Annotated in this window: 20 protein-coding genes and 1 tRNA gene; 8 read left to right on the forward strand and 13 right to left on the reverse strand. The window is 38.2% G+C overall.

Going from position 1 to position 23,168, the window contains the following annotated elements; genetic code table 11:
- Positions 1-5: 5 nt before the first annotated feature.
- The 6 genes from gloA2 to P0077_RS08360 all read right to left on the reverse strand — a co-directional run bounded on the left by gloA2 (position 6) and on the right by P0077_RS08360 (position 7,328).
- Complete coding sequence (gene gloA2, locus P0077_RS08335; RefSeq protein ID WP_432422805.1) at positions 6-392, reverse strand: SMU1112c/YaeR family gloxylase I-like metalloprotein; 387 nt, start codon at positions 390-392, stop codon at positions 6-8.
- Between the two features lie 17 nt (positions 393-409).
- Positions 410-2,041 carry a S41 family peptidase gene (locus tag P0077_RS08340; RefSeq protein ID WP_276168652.1) on the reverse strand — a complete coding sequence of 544 codons (1,632 nt, stop codon included), beginning with the start codon at positions 2,039-2,041 and terminating at the stop codon, positions 410-412.
- Between the two features lie 50 nt (positions 2,042-2,091).
- Positions 2,092-2,487 carry a ribonuclease P protein component gene (gene rnpA, locus P0077_RS08345; protein ID WP_276168653.1) on the reverse strand — a complete coding sequence of 132 codons (396 nt, stop codon included), beginning with the start codon at positions 2,485-2,487 and terminating at the stop codon, positions 2,092-2,094.
- Positions 2,488-2,572: 85 nt separating this feature from the next.
- Positions 2,573-4,435: a M1 family metallopeptidase gene (locus tag P0077_RS08350; protein WP_276168654.1), complete on the reverse strand. Its 1,863-nt coding sequence runs from the start codon at positions 4,433-4,435 to the stop codon at positions 2,573-2,575.
- Positions 4,436-4,441: 6 nt separating this feature from the next.
- Positions 4,442-6,073 carry a S8 family peptidase gene (locus tag P0077_RS08355; protein ID WP_276168655.1) on the reverse strand — a complete coding sequence of 544 codons (1,632 nt, stop codon included), beginning with the start codon at positions 6,071-6,073 and terminating at the stop codon, positions 4,442-4,444.
- 391 nt (positions 6,074-6,464) lie between these two features.
- Positions 6,465-7,328: an MBL fold metallo-hydrolase gene (locus tag P0077_RS08360; RefSeq protein ID WP_276168656.1), complete on the reverse strand. Its 864-nt coding sequence runs from the start codon at positions 7,326-7,328 to the stop codon at positions 6,465-6,467.
- A 238-nt stretch (positions 7,329-7,566) separates the two neighbouring features.
- Here P0077_RS08360 and P0077_RS08365 point away from each other — a divergent pair, with 238 nt between their 5' ends.
- Positions 7,567-9,435, forward strand: a complete 1,869-nt coding sequence (locus P0077_RS08365) for a cation:proton antiporter (RefSeq protein ID WP_276168657.1) — start codon at positions 7,567-7,569, stop codon at positions 9,433-9,435.
- Positions 9,436-9,511: 76 nt separating this feature from the next.
- Here P0077_RS08365 and P0077_RS08370 read toward each other — a convergent pair whose 3' ends face one another.
- The gene (locus tag P0077_RS08370) at positions 9,512-9,745 is read right to left on the reverse strand and encodes a GTP-binding protein LepA (protein ID WP_276168658.1); all 234 of its coding nucleotides are present in this window, start codon (positions 9,743-9,745) and stop codon (positions 9,512-9,514) included.
- 255 nt (positions 9,746-10,000) lie between these two features.
- Here P0077_RS08370 and P0077_RS08375 point away from each other — a divergent pair, with 255 nt between their 5' ends.
- Positions 10,001-10,369, forward strand: coding sequence for a lipocalin family protein (locus P0077_RS08375; RefSeq protein ID WP_276168659.1), 369 nt, complete (start codon positions 10,001-10,003; stop codon positions 10,367-10,369).
- A gap of 55 nt (positions 10,370-10,424) precedes the next feature.
- On the opposite strand, the gene lepA is transcribed toward P0077_RS08375, so the two are convergent.
- Together lepA and P0077_RS08385 are read right to left on the reverse strand one after the other, a co-directional pair.
- On the reverse strand, positions 10,425-12,221 hold the full coding sequence (gene lepA, locus P0077_RS08380) for a translation elongation factor 4 (protein WP_276168660.1): 1,797 nt from the start codon (positions 12,219-12,221) through the stop codon (positions 10,425-10,427).
- Between the two features lie 101 nt (positions 12,222-12,322).
- Complete coding sequence (locus tag P0077_RS08385) at positions 12,323-13,510, reverse strand: helix-turn-helix domain-containing protein (protein ID WP_276168661.1); 1,188 nt, start codon at positions 13,508-13,510, stop codon at positions 12,323-12,325.
- Between the two features lie 114 nt (positions 13,511-13,624).
- On the opposite strand from P0077_RS08385, the gene P0077_RS08390 reads away from it, so the two are divergent.
- Positions 13,625-13,996, forward strand: a complete 372-nt coding sequence (locus P0077_RS08390) for a hypothetical protein (protein ID WP_276168662.1) — start codon at positions 13,625-13,627, stop codon at positions 13,994-13,996.
- A 118-nt stretch (positions 13,997-14,114) separates the two neighbouring features.
- Positions 14,115-16,514: a TonB-dependent receptor gene (locus P0077_RS08395; RefSeq protein ID WP_276168663.1), complete on the forward strand. Its 2,400-nt coding sequence runs from the start codon at positions 14,115-14,117 to the stop codon at positions 16,512-16,514.
- 198 nt (positions 16,515-16,712) lie between these two features.
- Here the strand turns inward: P0077_RS08395 and P0077_RS08400 are convergent, their stop codons facing one another.
- Entirely contained in the window at positions 16,713-18,107 is a 1,395-nt protein-coding gene (locus P0077_RS08400) for a radical SAM protein (protein ID WP_276168664.1), read from the reverse strand.
- The gene (locus P0077_RS08405; protein WP_276168665.1) at positions 18,079-18,846 is read right to left on the reverse strand and encodes a prolipoprotein diacylglyceryl transferase family protein; all 768 of its coding nucleotides are present in this window, start codon (positions 18,844-18,846) and stop codon (positions 18,079-18,081) included. The genes P0077_RS08400 and P0077_RS08405 overlap by 29 nt, the downstream gene beginning before the upstream one ends.
- 67 nt (positions 18,847-18,913) lie before the next feature.
- On the opposite strand from P0077_RS08405, the gene dusB reads away from it, so the two are divergent.
- On the forward strand, positions 18,914-19,909 hold the full coding sequence (dusB, locus tag P0077_RS08410) for a tRNA dihydrouridine synthase DusB (RefSeq protein WP_276168666.1): 996 nt from the start codon (positions 18,914-18,916) through the stop codon (positions 19,907-19,909).
- Between the two features lie 106 nt (positions 19,910-20,015).
- Here dusB and P0077_RS08415 read toward each other — a convergent pair whose 3' ends face one another.
- Together P0077_RS08415 and rbfA are read right to left on the reverse strand one after the other, a co-directional pair.
- Positions 20,016-21,209 (reverse strand): ABC transporter permease, encoded by a 1,194-nt coding sequence (locus P0077_RS08415; protein ID WP_276168667.1) that lies wholly within the window; start codon positions 21,207-21,209, stop codon positions 20,016-20,018.
- 2 nt (positions 21,210-21,211) lie between these two features.
- The gene (gene rbfA, locus P0077_RS08420) at positions 21,212-21,604 is read right to left on the reverse strand and encodes a 30S ribosome-binding factor RbfA (RefSeq protein WP_194525372.1); all 393 of its coding nucleotides are present in this window, start codon (positions 21,602-21,604) and stop codon (positions 21,212-21,214) included.
- Positions 21,605-21,675: 71 nt separating this feature from the next.
- Between rbfA and mce the strand changes: the two genes are divergently transcribed.
- From mce to P0077_RS08435, 3 genes are all read left to right on the forward strand, one after another.
- On the forward strand, positions 21,676-22,080 hold the full coding sequence (mce, locus tag P0077_RS08425; protein ID WP_194529205.1) for a methylmalonyl-CoA epimerase: 405 nt from the start codon (positions 21,676-21,678) through the stop codon (positions 22,078-22,080).
- Between the two features lie 149 nt (positions 22,081-22,229).
- Positions 22,230-22,303, forward strand: a tRNA-Ile gene (locus P0077_RS08430).
- A 440-nt stretch (positions 22,304-22,743) separates the two neighbouring features.
- The gene (locus P0077_RS08435; RefSeq protein WP_276168668.1) at positions 22,744-23,130 is read left to right on the forward strand and encodes a hypothetical protein; all 387 of its coding nucleotides are present in this window, start codon (positions 22,744-22,746) and stop codon (positions 23,128-23,130) included.
- Positions 23,131-23,168: the final 38 nt, after the last annotated feature.

Consider the following 23,168-nt stretch of genomic DNA (forward strand, 5'->3'; position numbering starts at 1 on the left):
AACCTCTATTTTTCGTAGAGTTCAAGAGGAAGGTCATCTGGGTCCGCAAAGAAAGTAAATTTACGGCCCGTGAATTCATCGGTTCTGATGGGTTCAACATCCACACCTTTTTTAATAAGTCTTTCTCTTTCTTCTGAAACATTATCCACTTCAAAGGCTAAATGGCGCAGACCTTGAGCTTCTGGCCGTGAAGGACGTTGCGGTGGATTAGGAAACGAAAAAAGCTCTATGATATATTCTCCGTTAAGAGCAAGATCTAATTTATATGAATCTCGTTCTTTTCTGAACACTTCATTCAATATCTCCAAGCCCAGAATTTCAACATAAAAGTGCTTGGACTTTTGATAGTCTGAGCAAATAATGGCAATATGATGAATTTTATTGAAGGCCATAATTAAAGTGAAAACTCTTATTTTAGAATACTCCAGTATTTGTTTTCGTTGCCCAAAAGTTCGGTAGCCGCTAAAATGGCATCATCATTTTTAAGATAGTAGTCATAAAGACCTTCGCGATAGAAATAGCGCTTTACGATTTCATCTTCTAGTTTACTTTTTATTTCTCTTTGGTAATCGTCCAAAGCGGCAATTTTACTCTTTTCAATATCCAACAGTAAGGTTCTGAAGTCATTTTCTATGGCATCATTAAAAATCACTTCCTCACGGTCTGTCATAGCCGCCTTAAGTGTCTTTTCTGTTTTTGTCTCGTATGAGAAATCACTTTTTGAAACAAAGGTCTTAAACTCTTTATAATCGTTATCAGAGAATTTAAAGTTAGAAACATCTTGTACCTGATGGTTATAAAAGTAGTTTGTAGCGTAATCAAAAATCACGTTATTGTTCAAAAGGGCAGTGGTAAGTTCGTTCGCTTTTGCCGAGGCTACCTCAATATCTGGCAACACACCGCCACCATCTTGAACTTTTCTACCGTTTCGTGTTTTAAAGTCCTTAAAAGCGGTCTTTTGCACTGCATTTCCATCTTCATCCCGGTTCCAGTAGTCCAAGGACTGAATACACCTTCCAGAAGGGGTGTAATAGCGACTTATGGTTACTTTTAGTTGCGTACCATAAGTAAGCTTTAAAGGTCGCTGTACAAGCCCTTTCCCGAAGCTACGCGCACCCATTACTACGGCACGGTCTAAATCTTGCAATCCGCCAGAAACAATTTCACTGGCAGATGCACTGCTTCCATTTACTAAAACTACTAATGGAATTTCCATATCCAGCGGTTTGTTTCTAGTCTTGTACTCGGTATTGAATTTTTTTACCTTGGATTTTGTGGTTACGATCAACTCGCCCTTGTCAACAAATAAGTTGGTAACATTTATGGCCTCTGATAGCAAGCCGCCCGGGTTATCCCTTAAATCCAATATAATTTTTTCGGCACCCTTCCCTTTTAAATCTATAAGCGCCTCTTTGGTTTGCGCAGAAGCTTTGGCATTAAACCTAGAAAGAACAATGTAGCCTGTTTTGTCATCGGCCATCTTGTAAAATGGTACCGCATCTACTTCTACGGCAGCACGGGTAATTGTGGCAACTTTGGTTTCACCCTGTCTTTTAAAGGTGACCTCAACAGCAGTATTATTGGCTCCTTTTAAAAGTTCACTGGCATTGTTATCAAAATCGGAAACATTAATGGCGCCAATTTTAATAATTTCATCCCCGGCTTTTAGTCCGGCTTTATCCGCAGGGTAATCCTTGTACGGTTCTACAATCAACAATCGGTCTTTGAAGGAACGTACCAACGCACCAATACCCGAGTACTCCCCGGCATTGTTTATCCGATAGGTTTCTACGTCTTGTTCATTTAGGAACTTAGTGTACGGGTCAAGATCATCCAACATATTTTTTATGGCGGTATCCATAAGTTCTGCCGGGTTGGTCTCATCTACATAATTCATGTTCAATTCCTTGAACAAGGTGGTAAAGATTTCTATCTGCTTGGCAATTTCAAAGAAATCGCTTTTTACAAAACTACTGCCAGCTATTAAAACGACTATAGCAAAAGCTGGAATCAGTATTTTTTCGCCGAGCATTTTTTTCATCTTATTGTATTATTTTATTGGTTTTTTGGCCTTGGACCACACTTAACTTTTTAATTTGATATGCCTGTATTTGAAGTATTTTTTTCTAAAAAACGCTTTATTACCTCTTTCATTGTTTTTTCAACTTTGCTCTGAGAAGGCATGTCTCTACCAAGGTATAAAAATAGAAACGCAAAAGAGCCTTCACTATTGTTAAAAACTAGGTGTTTGTTACATCTATAACTTTCTCGCATTAAGCGTTTAATACGATTTCGTTTTACAGCACTTTTAAAACTCTTTTTTGGGGCAGTAACTCCCGCCTTTATACGTGTATCTTCCGAAAACTCAACAGGAAGGTAAATTAATTTGATAGGGAATAAAGAAACGGACTTCCCTTCGGCAAACAATTGCTCTATAAGCTTTTTGCTTTTTAGCTTTTCTTTTTTCGGGAAAGTGAAGTCGGACATAAACGTTATTTAAAAAATTGCCCCCGCTAAACGGGGGCAATTACAAATCTAATCATTGAATAAAAAAGAATGACTTTTTAATGGTCTATTCCGCTGTATTCTGCCAAACATTATCTTCTTGATTGACATCTGCCATCAACTGTGAAGGGTCTATAACTACCGCTTTAATACGGGCCACAGGTTTGTTAATAGTAAAGCTGTAGTTAGATTGTGCCCATGGCCAATCTTTTAATACCGTTCGGTTTATATCTTCGTAAGGATTCTCTTTTTCGCCTCTCATCATGCGTAAAGGAGCGTAAAAAGTTTCTTTTGTACCATCCTCATAAATTACTAAAATATCTAAGGGCATTGGCATTGCACCGGTACGTACCATGGAAACTTCTGTTTTACCAGCATTGTCCTTAACATCGGTAATACCGTAATCTATAGTATTTGTAGTTTGTGTCCAATCGGTCAAGTACCAATCCAGCTCCATGCCGGAAACCTTCTCAGCGGTACGCTTAATATCATTTGGAATAGGATGCTTGAACTTGAAGTCTTCGTAATATTTGCGAATAGTTTCCATCAACTTATCCTGCCCAATGATATAACCCAACTGCGATAGGAATATAGAACCTTTGCTATAAGCGGCAATACCGTATGCAAAATTAAGATCGTAACGGTCTGCATGGGTAGTTTGCGGTTGTTCTTTACCTGAGTTTACCAAATTAAAATATCCCTTGTACGTGCCTTCAAGTGGATTCTCTTTGTTCTCTTGCATGACCTCGTTCATGGCCAAGGTTGAAATAAAGGTAGTAAAACCTTCATCCATCCACTCGTGCTTAGATTCGTTGGTTGCCAAAATGTGTTGAAACCAAGAATGGGCAAGCTCGTGTGCCGTTACACCTGCAAGGCTTCCGAATTTACGCTTTCCTGTGATTAAAGTGGCCATGGCATACTCCATACCTCCATCTCCACCTTGAATAACTGAATATTGATCATAAGGATATTTACCAATATTTTTGCTGAAGAACTCCATGAACTCCGCAGTCTTAGGCTGAAGTTTTTTCCAATTTTCTATGATTTCCTTGTTGTCCTTGTAAAGGAAGTGTAGCATAGGTCCGTTTTCTACCTGAAGGGTATCATGTAAATATTCAGGATCAGCAGCCCACATAAAATCATGAACCATAGGTGCTTTAAAATGCCATGTAAGCGTCTTGCCTTTTTGTTTTTTTACTTTGCTGCCCGGAGCTTCATAACCATGACCGATTTCCTGAGGGTTTTGAAGATAACCAGAGCCTCCTACGGTATAATCCTTATCAATAGTCAATTTTACATCAAAATCGCCCCATACGCCCTGAAATTCTCGAGCAATATATGGGTCGGCATGCCAACCTTCAAAATCATATTCCGCAAGTTTTGGGTACCATTGGCTCATAGAAAGAGCAACACCTTCGGCACTGTTTCTTCCCGATCGACGTACTTGTACCGGCACTTGACCTTTAAATTCCATTTCAAAAGTTGTCTTTCCTCCGGAAGGAATAGGCTTTGCCAGTTCTACAACTAAAATAGTTCCTTCTTCAACGAAATTCACTTTAGCACCATCCTGCGTAAGCGAGGTAGCATGCAAATAACCGATTTCATTTTCTTTGAGTGCTGCGATACGACTGTTTTTCTGCTCGTCCGTCATCCTTCCGTCTGGATCCGGAATACTCTGTAGGCGCATATCCATTTCACTGCCCGGTTGAAAAGCATTGAAAAACAAATGATAGTATACTCGAGTTAACTCATCTGGAGAATTGTTGGTGTATACCAGCTTCTGAGTACCGGTGTACTGAAAACTCTCCACATCCATATCTACCTCCATTGTATAATCTACATGCTGTTGCCAATACGAGGTGTTTTGAGCAACTGCCACTTGCCCCATTAGGACAATAACGACAGCGATTGATTTAATAAAATACTTCATGGTATATTATAATTTTATTTTTCCTCTAGATACATTGTCCGCCATTATCAAGGCGTTGTAGGCATTTACGATTTTTCCCGAAGTTGAAACTTCGTCCAACGTAGCGGTTTTGGCTGTATTTCCTCCTAAAATGACCTTAGCCCTTGGCGCAAGGCCGGATTCCATAATGATATGCTTTACCTGCGAAGCCGTTAATTTAGGGTGATATGAACGAATTAAAGCAGCAACACCGGCAACTGCAGGAGCAGCCATGGAAGTACCTCCTTGATATTCATACTCGTTACCGGGCATAGACGAGTATATTTCATCGCCAGGGGCAAAAACGTCTACATTAATAGCTCCGTAATTAGAGAAAGTAGCTACCATTTCTGAACCGTATTTAGAAGCCAAAGCACCTACCGTAAGAACATTGTCCGCAATTTCTGGACCGTTATCTACTTGGTCATTAGGAAAATTAGGATTGGCAGGACTATCTAAGTCAGCACCTTCATTACCAGCGGCATGCACAAAAAGTACATCTTTTTCTTCTGCATATTTAATAGCTTCATAAACCCACTGCGCGTTTGGAGAAAATGCCTTTCCGAAACTACCATTAATAATCTTAGCTCCATTATCTACGGCATAGCGAATACCCAAAGCAATGTCTTTGTCATATTCATCGCCATTTGGAACGGCACGAATACTCATAATTTCAACATTATTGGCAACGCCATTTGCCCCTTTGCCGTTGTTTCTTTCCGCACCAATGATTCCTGCAACGTGCGTACCGTGGCTTTCATCTTCTTCTCTGTTCTGTGGATTCCCATTTCCATAACCAAGGTCATTGATGTCATAAGGATCATCGCCAACGTCTTTTCTGCCGTTAAAATCTACATTATAATTGTAGTTCAATTGATCGCTGAAATATTTGATACCTCCCTCAACTTGTTCCAATACTTCTGGAATAGAATCTTCATACGTCAACATTTGGGTTAAAATGCCAACGTTTTGTTGCATGGCCTCGTCCTTTGGCTCAATACTGGCCAGGTCTTTTTTGGTGTAGGTGTCTTTTCCTAACTCCTTTTTAACCGCTTCATCCGCATTCTTTACGGTTTGAAAGATTTGCTCGTATTGTGCTTTTTGTTGCGTTGCTTTTGCGTATTCCGTATCAACTTTTGTTTTAGCCTTGGCTTGAAGCGAAGCATCACCCAATTTTAATCGAACAATACGGGTTGCTTCTAATTGCTCATTATAAGATTCGCCTAAAAAGTTATAGCCGTGAATATCATCAACATAACCATTCTTGTCATTATCTATACCGTCTCCAGCTTTTTCATCTTTATTGGTCCAAAGCACATTTTTTAAATCCTCATGATCTAAGTCCATACCTGAATCTAGTACTGCAACGATAACCGTTTCTCCTTTTTTATTTTTTATGATCTCATCATAGGCCTTATCTATACTCATTCCGGGAATGGTATCCGTAACAAGATCTAGATGACCCCAGTTTTGCTTTTCGGTATCTGTGAGGTCGGATATTTTTAGTGGAGTAGTATCAATATTTTCGATTGGTGTTGATACCAATGCCGTAGAGCCACAGCCCATTAGAATAAGGCCAGCGGATAAACCTATTAAAGGTTTTGAAAAAAATGAAGTCATATAGTTAAATAGAATTTAGTATTTGATTTTAGAGTATAAATTATAGCGAGTAAAAGGCTCAAATGTGATTTAATTTTACACTGAACCAACTCAATAGTTTAACATAAATGCCTGCAAAGGTAAGATTTGGCACAATTTTTTAACCAAATCGTAAAGTTTTTATGATTTTTTTATCTGAATATTCAAGTCTTTACTTGATCGGTTACTCAAAATCAGGTTTTAGTGTAATCTTAAAGCATCCCATAAATACCAATTGTAAGGATATAGAATGATTTAATTATTTTTAGATGATTTAGTGTATGAAATCCTCATAAAATAGTAATATACACCTCTTTTCGTATACGATAATCCGATTCATAATTCTACCCTATTTGAGGCTTTACAACCTACTTTAAGAATTAAAAAGTTGGTCAAAAGTAAAAAGGTCGTTCAGTCTGGCCCCTTTTTCGGTTTCTTTTAGTGTGCATATCTCATTATGCGCATCATGCTCAAAAAACAGGTAGTATTCTTCTGAAATAGCTTTATTTAGAAATAATTCTTTCTCCGCCAATGTCAGAAGAGGACGCGTATCGTAACCCATTACATAGGGTAAAGAAATATGCCCAACCGTGGGCAATAAATCTGCAACGAATACAAGTTGCTTTCCTTTATATGAAATATGGGGCAGCATCTGTTTATCCGTATGACCATCAACAAAATGAATGCCAAACCCTAATTCGGAATCATTTTGGAATCCATTTGACTTTTTTTCTATAAAATTTAATTGTCCGCTTTCTTCCATGGGTAATAAGTTTTCCTTTAAAAAGGAAGCTTTTTCTCTTGCGTTAGGCTGGGTTGCCCATTTCCAATGGTCTTCGTTCGTCCAAAATTTAGCATTTTTAAAAGCAGGTTCGTAGCCGGTTCTGTCCTTATTCCATTGAATGCATCCACCACAGTGGTCAAAATGTAGGTGTGTTAAGAAAACATCGGTAATATCATCACGGTGAAACCCCAATTTTTTCAAGGAGTCGTCCGTGGAATGGCCTCCCCAACGATTGTAATACCCAAAGAACTTATCCGATTGCTTATCACCCATTCCGGTATCAATCAAAATTAGCTTATCGCCATCCTCAATAAGCAGGCTTCTTGCGGCAATATCTATTTGGTTATTGGCATCTGCTGGATTCGTACGTTGCCAAATACCTTTTGGCACAACTCCGAACATTGCGCCACCATCCAACTTAAAATTACCGGTTTCTACTGGGTATAGTTTCATCTTAGAGTATTAAGTATAAGTGCAAATTAAGAAAATGGATAGGCAATGCTATGTGCCTTTGGTGTTTTTTAACAAGGTTGTAGGCACTTGTAATGTCTTTTGAGACGTTAGGAAATGCTCCTTTTTGTGACAGAGGTATCCACAACCAGAGATTGTCTGCTAAATAACTGGTAAAATCAGTATTTGCCATCTAGTTACTGATATTAAAATTACTATTTTTGGTCAAAACCTAAATCATATGGTAGAGCTTGCCGGTATTGTTATATTGGGAATTATTGCGCAGTGGGTAGCATGGCGATTTAAACTGCCCGCCATTCTTCCATTAATTTTAATAGGCCTTTTAGTAGGGCCAGTTGCTAGCCTTTACACGGAAGATGGTCAAAAACTAATTGAACCCATTTGGAACGGGACCAAAGGACTTTTTCCAGGAGACAGCCTGTATTACTTTGTTTCTCTAGCTATAAGTATAATTCTTTTTGAAGGTGGTTTAACGCTTAAACGTTCAGAGATACGGAATGTAGGGCCAGTTATAACCAAACTTATTACCGTAGGAAGTTTAGTAACCTTTTTTGCGGCGGCAATGTCCGCACACTTTATTTTTGATTTAAGTTGGCAGGTTTCCTTTTTGTTCTCCGCGCTTATCATTGTTACCGGCCCAACGGTAATTACCCCCATTCTTAGAAACATCCCTTTAAAAAATGATATTTCCGCCGTTTTAAAGTGGGAGGGTATTTTAATTGATCCCATAGGGGCTTTAGCAGCGGTTTTAGTCTTTGAATTTATAAGTGTGGGTGAAGGACAAGCCTATACATTAACGGCTTTGATAGAGTTTGGAAAAATTTTATTGTTTGGTTTTACGTTCGGTTTTACGTTTGCCCATGCGCTTACCTTTGTCATAAAAAAGAATTTTATTCCACATTATTTGTTGAATGTGGTGTCACTCTCGGCTGTGTTGTTGGTTTTTGTAATGTCTGATGTATTTGCACATGAATCAGGTCTTTTGGCCGTGGTTGTTATGGGTATGGTGATGGGTAATACAGATTTGCCAAATATAAAAGAGCTTCTTTATTTTAAAGAATCGTTGAGTGTACTGTTGATATCCATTCTGTTTATCCTTTTATCGGCCAATATCAATATGGCAGACCTTCAACTAATTTACAACTGGAATACCGTTGTACTTTTTGCCATAATTGTTTTTGTAATCAGGCCGCTTGGTGTGTTTTTAAGTTCTGCTGGGTCTAACCTAAAATTCAATGAGAAATTATTCATTGGTTGGGTAGGGCCCCGAGGTATTGTTGCCGCGGGGATTGCTTCCCTGTTTGGGTCAAAATTATTGGCTAAAGGTGAGCCCGGTGCCGAGTTCATTACGCCATTAGTATTTATGATCGTATTGGGAACAGTACTTCTAAATGCTACTACCGCACGTATCTTTGCCAAAGCAGTGGGTGTCTTTTTAACTAAGTCGGAGGGTATACTAATTATTGGTGCCTCAAAGGCATCGCGGCTTATTGCGGAATATTTGAACAAAAACAACCGTCATGTGGTCTTAATAGACAATAACCAGACAAATATTAGTAAGGCTAAAGGTTTGGGATTGGAGGCGTTTACAGCTAATATTTATTCAGATTCACTAACGGATAATATAGAGTTGAATGACGTTGGTTACCTTATGGCGCTCACCGGAAACTCAGATATTAATAAATATGCCGTAAATAACTTTGGTAAACAGTTTGGAACCAATGGCTCTTTTAGGCTGGTAAATGCCGATGAAATGAGCAACCCTGAAAACAATCCTAAAGAAGGGCTGTTCTCTCATACGGATGACTTCATTAAACTAACGGAAACAGCTCGAAAGTATCCGTCAGTGCATGAGATTGAATTGAAAGACAAGGAGCATTATGATGCGTTAATAGAAATCACCAAAGCCGATGAAAATATTGTACCCATCTTTCTGAAAACTCCAGAAGGAGACTTACAGATTATATCAAGTTTCAGCACAGATTTTGAGGACATTACAGATAAATACCGATTAGTTTATTTAGGTAAAATTCTTGATGTCGATGAAACCGAAGATGAAATTGAAATAGATCAAAAGGACGAAGAATAACTGAATATTTGTCTGGTTATTTACTAAGACTCTGCTGTGGTCGTAAGTCTTGGCCTAGAAAGTACTCCCCTCATAACTAACCTGAAAACGGCATTGTTTTTAAAACAGTAATGCTGATATCCTCTTGTTTTATTTCTACCTGCTCGTCTGTCACTAGGCTGTAAAAGTGTATTGCAGACTCCCTTTTAATCTTGTCCTCCAGTAGTTTTACATCTACCTCGCCACTTTCTCGTTGCCATATGAATATTGAGTTCTGTTCGGTAGCTATAAAGTTATGTTTTGCGGTAAAATGGGCTATATAAGTGGTCATTTTCTAAGTGCAATAGTTATCGATACTAAAACTGAAAGGAACCCTAAAAATTGTTTATTGTTAATAAAAATCTGTAGGAAAAGGTTTGGGTGTCCTTTAATAAGTACGGAGATATTGAATTTTAATCACTTATACGCAGAGGGTTAATAGAAATACATCACGTTCAACTACTCGGATTTTTAAGTTCACAATATTTTAACATATGCTCCGTTTTCTTTCCAACCAAAAACATTTTTAATCTTAACCACCATTTTTATGAAAAAACTATTTTTATTTTTAGCACTAGCCAGTACAGTAGCTTTTACCAGTTGTTCAAAAGACGAGGATGATACTGATGCAATTGTTGGCACTTGGGTTATGGAAGCAAGCACCACCTATAATGGTGAATCAACCTCATCTTATGAGGATAAGTGGGTTTTCAAGTCGGATTTATCAGGCGATTATACAGAGGCTTTAAATGGAGAAATAGATTATGAAACTAGTTTTACCTGGTCTAAATCAGAGGGCTCATATATAGTTGAGTATTCTGATGACGATGCAAGTATTGATACATATACTATTGGAGATTTATTAGGTACACCTACATTAGAGGAAGATGGTTATGCCATAGCTCTGAAAGAATAGTACAAACATTATGGTCCAAAAAAATCCCCTTATGTAGCTACATAAGGGGATTTTTTTAATCGTTCAATTTTAAGACCGCCATAAATGCCTCTTGAGGCACTTCTACATTACCTACTTGACGCATCCGTTTTTTACCTTTCTTTTGTTTCTCCAAAAGTTTACGTTTACGCGAAATATCACCTCCGTAACATTTAGCGGTTACATCCTTACGCAAGGCTTTTGTAGTTTCCCTAGATATTATTTTTGCACCAATAGCAGCTTGAATTGGAATATCAAATTGTTGTCTTGGTATCAATTCTTTCAGTTTTTCACACATCTTCTTCCCAATAGTCACAGCGTTATCCGCATGAATTAGGGCGGACAGAGCATCTACAGGTTGTGAGTTTAATAAAATGTCTACACGAACCAGTTTAGAGGTTCGCATGCCAATAGGTGCATAGTCAAAAGAAGCATATCCTTTAGAAACCGTTTTTAATCGATCATAGAAATCAAAAACAATTTCGGCCAGAGGCATATCAAAATTTAGCTCAACACGCTCTGTAGTTAAATACGTTTGATTGGTAATCTGTCCTCTTTTTTCAATACACAAAGACATTACGTTACCAACAAAGTCTGCCTTTGTTATGATTGTTGCCTTAATATAAGGTTCCTCAACACGGTCTATGGTAGAAGGATCCGGAAGATCCGTAGGGTTATTAACAATTAATGCCTTGTCTGGGTCTTTACGGGTAAATGCATGGTAGCTTACGTTGGGTACCGTAGTAATAACGGTCATATTAAACTCCCGTTCCAAACGTTCTTGAATGATTTCCATATGAAGCATTCCCAAGAAACCACATCTAAATCCAAAACCAAGGGCTGCACTGCTTTCAGGAGCAAATACCAATGACGCGTCATTAAGTTGTAGTTTTTCCATTGAAGAACGTAATTCTTCAAATTCATCCGTATCTACAGGGTAGATACCTGCAAAAACCATGGGTTTTACATCTTCAAAACCTCCAATTGGGTTTTTAGTAGGGTTTACAGCATCGGTAATGGTATCACCAACTTTAACTTCACGCGCATCTTTTATCCCTGTGATCAGATAGCCTACATCTCCCGTTTTAATAGATTGCTTGGGGTGCTGTGTCAACTTTAAAGTTCCTACTTCATCTGCAAAATAGTCTTTGTCCGTTGCTACAAATTTTATCTTTTGTCCTTTTTTAATTTCTCCGTTAATCACCCTAAAATAGGTCTCAACACCACGAAAAGGGTTGTAAACCGAGTCAAATACCAATGCCTGTAAAGCTTCATCCGGTGTGCCCTTTGGTGCAGGTACATGTTCAATTATAGCAGCAAGAATTTCTTCAATACCTATACCCGTTTTTGCACTGGCAGGTATTACGTCTTCGGCCTTGCAGCCCAAGAGGTCTACAATATCATCGGTAACTTCTTCCGGGTTTGCGCTCGGTAAGTCTACCTTGTTCAAAACAGGAATAATTTCTAAATCATTCTCTAAAGCAAGGTAAAGGTTAGATATAGTTTGAGCCTGAATACTCTGGGCAGCATCTACGACTAATAACGCACCTTCACATGCAGCAATGGATCTAGATACTTCGTATGAGAAATCTACGTGGCCCGGTGTGTCAATTAAGTTTAAAACATATTGTTCCCCTTTATAGGTATAGTCCATTTGTATAGCATGGCTCTTTATGGTAATACCACGTTCACGCTCCAAGTCCATACTATCTAATAACTGTTCTTTCTTTTCACGGTCTGTTACAGATCCTGTAAAGTCTAATAAACGGTCTGCCAAGGTACTTTTACCGTGGTCAATATGGGCGATGATACAAAAGTTTCTAATGTTCTTCATTGATGGTGAGCTCATTTCGGCTAGCAAATCCTTTTACATTAAGTGGGCAAAGATACGTTATTTTAATCCTGTTTCATCAATCAGCGTAGGGGCAAACTACTTTATGAGCTAATTCTAGAATTATCCGGGTCAAAATTATTTGATCCATATTGGCCAGGAGTGCAACCGTAGGCTTTTTTAAAAGCTCTATAGAATGCATTTTTTGAATTAAAGCCACAGGTGAGCGAGAGTGCCTCCACGGAATACGTATCCAGGTAATTGTCTTCTATTTTTTCTACGGCATAGGCAATGCGCATTTGGTTTATATAATCGTTAAAATTGTCGTAGTCAGATTCGCTTATGGTATAGGTGATCTTTCTGGACGCTATGTTGGTGGCCCTGGAAAGTGTATCTACTTTTAAGTTGGGGTCCAAAAAAGACTTTGTTTTCTGCAAATGGTTGTTGAGTTCTGAAAATACCGATTCAATATGTATGTCAGATTTTGAGGATAGGGTGTAGTTTTCAGGGTTTTTTATGCGCAAGTTGGGTAGGCCTATCAATAACTTAGGATTCCATAGCAAGTAGCATGAAACAAATAGAAAACTACCACACACCAATAGACCAAGAACAAGATGAATGAAGGGTGTAGTAGGTATTGCTTTAACTACTATTAATGCATTGGCTATATATAAAGCCACAAGAGATAGACTATGGACCGTTTGTATTATGGTTAGATCATAGACCCACTTTTTAACCAAGGCAAATTGTTTTGAGGCAATGTGCTCTTTGTTCTTAAAAAAGGAGATGATCAGGTGCCATTGAAGAATTAAATATACAATTGACGACAAGGACCTACAAACAATATTTACCCATTCTGGAAGTAAACCATCCTGGCCTTTATAGGTTTTAGAAAAGTCTTGGGTTATCTCAAAAACCATTTCAGACTTTTCATTAAGATCCATAAAATAGAACGGAAAATAGTTTACCAAAAAAAATAGAAATGGAATAAGGTGAATAGTATCTATTTTTTTAAATGAATTTTCTTCGTACAAAACAGCGCGAACATACAAATAGGAAAGAGGAAATATCAAGAAGGTTATGGGTGCCGGTACTTTGTAGAGATACGGGAAGTAATTAATTACACCATATACGATAAATAGGTAAAAGCTATTACAAATGGCAATCAAAAAAAGAAGAACCGCCAGCAGATGACCCGAAAAAGAATTGTTCTTATTCAGTCGAAAGCGAATAAGAAACGCCGTAAACAGACAAAATAGTACTCCAATAAATTGCAGAATATCTGGTAGCATAAGTTGAGGTTACGGTCATGGCGATGGGAATGTTACAATTACTGAAATCGTAACAGCTGCGATAGCATAGGCTATTAAATTTAGGTCTATTTTGAAAGACAAACAAGCAATTTTATGATAATTCCAGACTACAACAGTGATAAATTCCTGTATAAAGTGAGGAAATGGGGAGAATTAAATCATGACATATGCTTATTGATGTATACGGACCATACCAAAAAAACCGATGACATAATTCTTCCTGACTTTTCAATTATTATTGTAGTACGAGAATATATGGAGTTTACACAGAAATTAAATTGGTTGGAATTCTTTGGTGAAACCAAAGAATATAGCATTACACATACCAACCAAAACAGTATTATTAAAGTGGATTATCAAAATGGTTTAAAAGTCAAGTATGTTATTGTAGAATCAAATACAGAGCAAACCAAGGAGTCTCATGAAAACCATGAAATCTTAATGAAAAAAAATAAAAATAGATAGAAACCCAATAAAAACGCGGGGTCTAAACCATTTAAAAGCTATGCGCGCATAATAATACAACTATATGTGTAGGATTTTACCTAAAAAATATTAGATTTGGGACACAATCTAACTTTTAGTGAAAAAATTAATTTGCCCCTTACTTTTTCTACTATCGTTTAACAGCCTACTCTATTCCCAAGATTACGTCATTTCGGGAACTGTAAAAAGTAGGGAAGATGTTGCTGTTTCTTTCGCCAATGTACTACTACTAAAGGCAACAGATTCTTCCTTGGTTAACGGGACTTCTACGGACGAAGATGGTACGTTTAAAATAAAAGGCATTATTGCAGGAAATTATCTAATTAAAGCCAGCTTTATTGGTAACGAGAGCGCTATGAAAGCGTTTCAACTTGAGTCCGATACGGAGATAGGTTCCTTAATTTTGAATGATACGGACCAAAGGTTAGATGAGGTGGTTGTTACCTCTTCTAAACCCAGACTTGAAAAGAAAATAGACCGATTGGTCTTTAATATTGAAAACACCGCCTACGCAGATGGTGACGTTTGGGACGTACTTAAAATTACTCCAAGTGTTATGGTCATAAACAATAAATTGACCATTAAAGGGAGCAGTGAAATTGGTGTGCTTATCAATGGTCGCAAGGTGAATATTCCTTATGATGATATTGTAAACTTACTCTCGGGCACATCGGCCGCTAATGTGCAGAATATTGAGGTGATAACTAATCCACCCGCTAAGTATAGCGCCGAAAATGATGCGCTCATCAATATTGTGATGAAGAAAAATATAGTTGCCGGCTATAACGGTGCAGTCTATAATAAATATGTTCAAGGCGTGCTACCAAAGCATACGGTAGGTACGAACCACTTTTTTAAAGGAAAGAAAACACAGTTATCGCTTAACTATAGTTTTCAGCGTGATAGAGATGTAATTTATTATACGGACATCACCAATTTTGTTGAAGATGATAATGTTTCTACTTGGACGGAAGAGCAAGAGTATTTAAACAATAAAAAACAACATAATCTTTCCCTTTTCTTTGATTATGATATTAGTGAAAAAACAAGATTGAGCTTTACTACTATAACGCTCTGGCAACCTAACAGACACCGAACCTATGATACGGAAACCGATGTTGCAGGCGATGACCAATTTTCCCGTTTTCTTACCCTAAATAACTCCGAAATTCAAAATCTGAATACTTCTTACTATATAGATTATATACATGACCTGAACGAAAAGGGAGCACAGCTCTCGTTTAATGCCCACTACACCTATTATGATGAGAATAAGGACCAATTAATAGAGTCCACTTTTTATAACACAGATGGAGTACTTTTTGGGAATAACGATTTTACGACCGATTCGGAACAGGAAATCAATTTATATAGCGTTCAGGGAGATTATGAATCGCCCATAGGCAAGTCAGGGAGCTTTGGAACGGGCTTACGCTACGCGGGAATATCCTCAAAGAGCACTATTGACCAACAAGGATTTGATCGGGACCAGCCCGGTATTGACCCTTCTGAGGCCGGGGCTTTTGATTATGACGAGTCTATTTATGCCGCTTATGTCTCCTATTCGGGAAAATGGGATAAATGGAAAGCGAAAACAGGTCTTCGGGCCGAATATGCCGAAACAGAAGGTGAATTGGAAACAGAGAATACATCTAACGAACGGAATAATTTTCAGTTGTTTCCTTCTTTTTCCATTCAATATCTACCTAACAAGAAGCACAATTTTGACCTTTATTATTTTAGAAAGATTACGAGACCTAGATATAATGATATAAATCCGTTTCAGACCTTTCAAAGCACCTTCTCTACTATTGAAGGAAACCCAGAACTGAAGCCCTCTACTCGCTATTATATAGCTGGCGGTTACACCTATGATAAAAGCTATACCGTAGAGTTGTTCTATAAAAAAGCCAAAAATGTACTGTCCGAGCTAATTTTTCAAAACAACGACAATAATCTGTTACAGTTTATTTCGTCTAACGTGAACCAAGAATCTTCGTATGGCATTGACTTTTCTATAAGCAAAGATTTTACCAATTTCTATAATTGTTACTTGCTCACTAGTTTTTATAGCGAAACCTTTAGATTCACCAATATTAGTACCAATAGCTTGGTAGAACTTGATCAATTGGGTTGGTTTGTACGTAATAGCAACAGTTTTAGTTTTCTGAGCGATAGATCATTGACGGTTGACCTTAATTTGATTTATACCACAGCCATGCTTTCAGGAAACACTAAAGTGGATGCTTTTGGGGCTTTGAACCTTATGGTACGAAAAACCTTGTATGATAGAAACTTGAGCCTTTCCTTGGGCATAGAAGATATTTTCAACCAAGGCAACCAGTTTAAGCAGCGAAATTATCAGGATCAAAACGGGACCTCCCTTAAAAAAGGGGAAAACCGTTTGCTCGTCATGGGGCTACGTTACAAATTTGGCAATTCTAAAATGCGGGATAATCAGAAATCCAAGAGAGTGGATGAACGTAATCGTATTTAGGTATGCTCTCTACACTCTATTTTGTATCTAACGTAAAATTACTCAGCATAATTCCACAAGTCCCAAAGCTAATGAGCAGGTAGACACCGGTAAGAATAAAGAAAATCTTGGCCATTTTACTGTTTTTCTTAATCAATCCTACAATAGCAAGAATGAAAAAAATAATAGGTGGGCCAATCATTAAAAATACAAGTCCGATCATACCATTTCATTTTGCAGTTGCTCTAAGTACTTTACTTTATCATCTCTATAAAACAAGTTCATAGTTTCAAAAGGAATAATCTTATAATCTTTGTTCACAATGTATACGCATGACTTTTTAATAGCACGGACATCAAAATTATGAGCGTCTATAAATTGCATGATGATAATGCGAAATAGATTGTCATACCCTAGTTCTGGTGCATCAATTTCCGGCAAACAGCACATGATGCTTTTCAGGTTTTCCGATGCCTTTTCAACTGAGTTTCCAGTGCTGAATAGTTCTATCATCTTACCATGCAATGCCTCGTCTTGTTCATAGATAATAGTGTTTTTTCCTTCGTTCAATAAATCGTCTGGATTAATGTATCGCGTAAGCGGACTCACCTCATCTCCTACTTTTAGGGCATAGGCCATTACCAGTGCATCAGGATTGCAGGGCACGGGAATAAGGTCATCACTCTCAAAAATGGGTGATTGCTCCAAAATTTTTCTCCGGACTTCTGTTAGGGTTATTCTATTGTCATCAACTTCAAAATTTTCTAAACGACCGGCAACTTGAGTAGGTTGAAAGGTTACCCCTCGAACACATTTTTGTTTTACGGCAAAGTCTATGGTTTCTCCCATTTCGTGGTCGTTCAATCCTTTTTGTAAGGTGACCACAAGTGTTGTGGAAAGGTTGAGTTTATTAAGGTGTTCTAATGCTTTTAAACGGGTTTCTGCCAGATCCGCTCCTCTTAGTGTTTGTAGCACCGTATTATCCAAAGAGTCGAACTGTAGGTATATTTCAAAATCGGGAGCGTACGTTGCTAATCTTTCGGCAAAAGCAAAATCTTTGGCAATTTTAATACCGTTGGTGTTGACCATTAAATGCCTAATGGGCAATGTTTTGGCATAATCCATTATTTCAAAAAACTGCGGATGTATCGTAGGTTCGCCACCACTTAACTGTACAACATCGGGTTCGCCTTCGTTCTTAACGATTACATCTAGCATTTTTTTGATTTCCTCTACAGAACGATGTCTGCCGTAGGTGGGTGAAGAGGAGGCGTAACACGTAGGGCACGTAAGATTGCACCGATCGGTTAGCTCAACCACGGTTAGGCAGGAATGTTGCTCATGATCTGGGCAAAGGCCACAATCATAAGGGCAACCATAATGGGTTTTGGTATTAAAAGTCTTTGGGTATTCAGAAGCCTTGTTGTAGTTTCTGATATTCTTGTAATATTCTATATCATCTGCAATAAGCACCTTGCTTTTGCCATGCTCTTTACAGTTTTTGAGCATATATACCTTATCGTTCTCAAAAACGATTTTAGCATCTACACGTCGTAAACATTCCGGGCAAAGACTAAGCGTAAAATCATAATAGGTGTAGTTTTTTGAGGGCATAGGCAGTGGCTTGGCGAATGGTTTTTTGGTAGTAGAAAAGACAAATTAAGCATAATATCTGAATGCTGCTTAAACCTAAAGTAAAAAAGGTATTCGGTTTCAAGAACTCAATAAGGAATCGAAACGTAAAGTATGAGATCATGAAAAATTTGAAAAGCATTCCGCTCTCTAAAGACTTTGAATTTCTTTGAATCTTTGTTAAAAGAATGAACAACAGTAATAGAAAAAACACTTCATACAGTGCCACAGGGTGTCTGTTTAGACCATCGCCTAAATTCATTCCCATAAAAAATGAGGTCTTTTTACCATAAGTAAATTCGTTTGTTCCCGCTAAAAAGCACCCAACTCTTCCTATGATGATTCCAAGAATTATTGGAAATGTAAAAAGGTCTCCTGAAGACTGTTTTTCGCCGATTATCACCTTTGCTAACTCTACACCCAACAAGCCTCCAAAAAGTCCGCCCATTATAGTTTTATTGTTCATTAAGGCCATCCACTCTTCTTGGGAATGAATTACCGGGTTCTCTAAAAAAGCTACAGCTCTAGAGAGCAGTAAAGCACCAAAAATTGCACCAATGATTATAGAAAGCCGATTGGCGGAAGTAATGGAATCGGCACTTCGCTTTCGTAGAAAGACATAATACCTAAAAGCGATAAAAAATGCCAAATACTCTAGAATTAGGTGTATGTTCCATTTTATACCGAAAAGTATAGGCTCAAAAGGCAGGGTTATATTCATAGCTTTCAACAAAGATAGTTAGGTTCAACATTTTAACGGGTTGCAGATTAGTTGTAAATTTGCGGCCATGCCAAAAATAGGAGACATACAACTACCTGACTTTCCGTTGCTTCTTGCACCAATGGAAGATGTAAGCGACCCACCTTTTCGTGCATTATGCAAAGAACAGGGTGCCGATGTGGTGTACACCGAATTTATTTCTTCGGAAGGATTGATTCGTGATGCTGCCAAAAGCGTAATGAAGTTGGATATTTACGAAAAGGAGAGGCCTGTGGGCATTCAGATTTTCGGTGCTAATCTGGACTCTATGCTGCAATCGGTAGAAATTGTAGAGAAGTCCAAACCGGATATTATCGATATTAATTTTGGCTGTCCCGTTAAAAAAGTGGTCAGTAAAGGTGCCGGTGCCGGAATATTAAAAGATATTGATTTAATGGTTTCGCTCACCAAAGCAATGGTGGAACATACCAAGTTACCGATTACCGTAAAAACCCGTTTGGGGTGGGACAGTGATTCCATAAAAATAGTTGAGGTTGCCGAACGTTTGCAAGATGTAGGCTGTAAAGCGATTGCCATTCACGGTAGAACCCGAGTACAGATGTATAAAGGCGAAGCCGATTGGAAACCTATTGCCCAAGTAAAGAACAACCAGCGCATGCACATTCCTGTTTTCGGAAATGGCGATGTAGACACACCTGAAGCCGCTGTAAAAATGCGCGATGAATACGGCTTGGACGGTGCTATGATCGGTCGTGCCAGTATTGGATATCCGTGGTTTTTCAATGAGGTAAAGCACTTTTTTGAAACCGGAACACACAAAGCACCGCCAACCATGCCAGAACGTGTTGAGGCCGCAAGACGTCATTTGAAAATGTCTATTGATTGGAAAGGAGAAAAACTAGGTGTTTTTGAAACCCGTAGGCACTATACCAATTACTTTAAAGGCATACCTAATTTTAAGGAACACCGTATGAAAATGGTGACCAGTGATGATTCGGTAGATGTATTTGCTGCTTTTGATGAGGTGCTTCAGAAGTTTGGCGATTATCAATTTACTCGATAATCAAGATTAAATGCCACGAGTCTCGCCTTCCAAATCAAGGGGGTATTCCTTTTAATGCCTCGCGGGCTTGCCCGGATGTAGCTTATTTCCTAATAAATCCGAAACTTTAAATTGAAATCATTTTCTTGGTAATTCTGCTACTCGCAATTTTTGAGGCGATGATTCCCAGAATAAAAATAGTTCCGAAAACAATAAGGACGTTTATAAACTGATACTCCACTGGGTAGGCAAGAGAAGGTGTTATTTTCAACCATTCGAATGCGATTTGCGACCATATTAAGAGTGATGCGGATACAACCCCGATTATTCCGCCTAAACTGGTAACCAATATTCCTTGAACAAAATAAATTCGTCGCAACTCTTTAAGCGTAGTACCAAGGCTATACAGGGTTTTAAGATTTTGTAGCTTATCTAGGATCATCATAATTATTGCTCCCACCACATTAAAAAGCGCAATGACCAAAACCAGGGTAAAGATGAGGTACGTAGCTAAATTTTCCGTGTTGAGCATACGGTGCAACGTACTGTTTAGTTCTTGCCGGTCTTTTAATAATACGGTATCTCCAAGAACTGTGGCTATCTGATTTTTAACGGCCGAAAGCTGCTCAACATTCGTGACTTTGAAGTTTACACCAGATACTTCGTTGGGTTTCTTTTCCAACAACAGTTGCACCTCTGGCAGTTCTGCAAAAACATATTTTTTATCCAGATTTTCTTCTACTGAATAGACACCACTAAGTACAAGGGATTTGGTTTTAAGCGATTTCTGGGTAAGCGAGCCTTTGCCCGGCTTTAGGGCAAGCACCACCAAAGGGTTTCTGTACTGATTAATGGTAACCCCTAGAATATTTGTCACACCAATACCGGCAACAGCTTCTTGGCTATTGATTCGCCAAGTGCCGTACAAAAGCATACTGTCAACACCCATAACATTGGTGTAATTGGTGTCAATACCTTTTATAAAAGCAATATGGCCTTTTTCGCGATGCTTTAGATATACTTTTTCCTCAAGCTCTTTTGAGTAGTAGGCAAGCCCTTCAATTTGTTGGAGTTTTTCTTCTTGATCGGGAGAAATAGAAAAAAATTTCCCAGTGGCCGGCAAAGCCTTTAAATCAGGATCAAAAGTATTACTGAAAGATAAGCTGAAAGTTTTTAGTCCTGCAAAGCCAGAAAGCACTACAAAAAGGGCAGCAGAGCCAATAACCGTTACCAAAAAGGTAATAAAGTTAATGACGTTTACCGCATTTTGACTGCTTTTAGAGCGAACATAGCGCTTGGCAATGTAGAATGGAAAATTCAACCTTACATCTTTTTTCTTTTGTCCAAAAGGTCTCTATTCTCTATTGGGTTCTCTTCTCGTTTCAGTGATTTCTCAATATTTTCGATATAATCCAAAGAATCATCTAAAAAGAACAAGAGCTCAGGAACCCTTCGCAATTGGTTTTTGGTGCGCTGCGCCAATTCATGCTTAATAAGCGGCTGATTGGACTTTATTCCTTCCATAAGCTCACTTGCATCTTTGTTCGGGAAAATACTGATATATACTTTGGCAATAGAAAGGTCGGTCGTTACCGAAACTTTTGAAACCGAAATCAACGTACCTTTCAACCCACCATCAATGGCGGCACGCTGTAGAATATCTACGATATCTTCTTGTATGACCCCCGCAATCTTTTTCTGTCGTTGTGTTTCCATACCGCAAAAATACGGAGAAATAGCGTAATTTAGGGGGATAAACACCAATACGGATAAAATTCATCTTTCATTTGGAAAAAATAGAGCATATAGGCATAGCCGTACACGACTTAGAAGCGGCCAATGAACGCTTCGGAAAGCTTTTAGGACAATCGCACTATAAGATTGAAGAAGTGCCCAGTGAAGGCGTCCGTACCTCATTTTTCAAAACTGGGGAAAGTAAAATAGAACTTTTAGAAGCAACAGAGCCATCGGGACCCATTGCTAAATTTTTGAATAAAAACGGCGAGGGCATGCATCACATAGCTTTTGCTGTAGACGATATTGAAAAAGAAATGAAAAGGTTAAAGGCAGAAGGTTTTACTTTAATCAACGAAAAACCAAAAAAAGGAGCTGATAATAAACTAGTTGCTTTTCTACATCCCAAGAGCAGTAACGGGGTTTTGATAGAATTATGTCAAGAAATAATTAAGTAGCGAATAAAATAGCTTGCACCACCAAAAAATAAGTAGTAATATTGCAGTCCAATTTTTGCTCCTGCGGTTCAGCTGCTTGTAGTACCTAACGCTTCCCGATAGCTATTTGGGGACGATGGATTAGAATTGAAATATTGAATTATATAACCGGTCCTATAGCTCAGCTGGTTAGAGCACCTGACTCATAATCAGGTGGTCCCTGGTTCGAGTCCAGGTGGGACCACGGAAAACCCTTAGAAACACTATGTTTTTAGGGGTTTTTTAATTTAAGGGTGCTCGCCAGGGTGCTTTTTACAAGAAATTACTATATCTAAGCAGCAACCATCAAAAAAAATTCAAAGGCTTAAGCTTTGGAGTTAATTCGAAAGGGGGGACATCCTCTTCTACTTAAAATTATGGGGGGCTTTTAGTAAGGGCGTATGATTTATAGACGTATACCCACTTTTCATAAATTATGATTTATAGACGTATACCCACTTATTATAAATATTGAGTTTCTGCAATAGCGCACGCATAGTACAGATTTAACATTTTTTTTATTACCATATTTTCACCTGAAAATAGCACATCTGACCGTAGGTCGATTTAGGAAACCATTTGTACTATCTATTTGGTTTATCGGATTTAAAACTCAATATTGCCTCCGTTACAATCAAATATTATATGTCTGAGCTAATTAAACTTAAAATCAAGAGTGAAGCCACTACTGGCAAAACTGCACAAAAAATCACATCACACTTCATTGAGGCTTGTCTTAACTTAGACTGTTCCATATTGGAACCTATGATAGATGAAGACCAGTACTTCGAAGAGTTGGATAAATACAGGTTTCTGGCTTCTTTGAAACAGCAGTTTGATTGGGCAATTGCCAGGGGAGCTACTAACATCACTATGAGGAAAGGAAAATGTGAAATATGTGTTATTGGTCACTCTACGTATGAATTTTACGGCAACAGAGCTAAACCAGAATTTGCGTATATCATTAATACAAGAAAGAATGGTATTAGAGATATATTCCTTTGCAACGGGAGTTCTGGTTGGAGCAACTAAGTACTATTTATGTCTAATATAAATTTATAGTTTGTCTG

It is taken from the genome of Zobellia alginiliquefaciens (assembly GCF_029323795.1).
GTDB lineage: Bacteria > Bacteroidota > Bacteroidia > Flavobacteriales > Flavobacteriaceae > Zobellia > Zobellia alginiliquefaciens.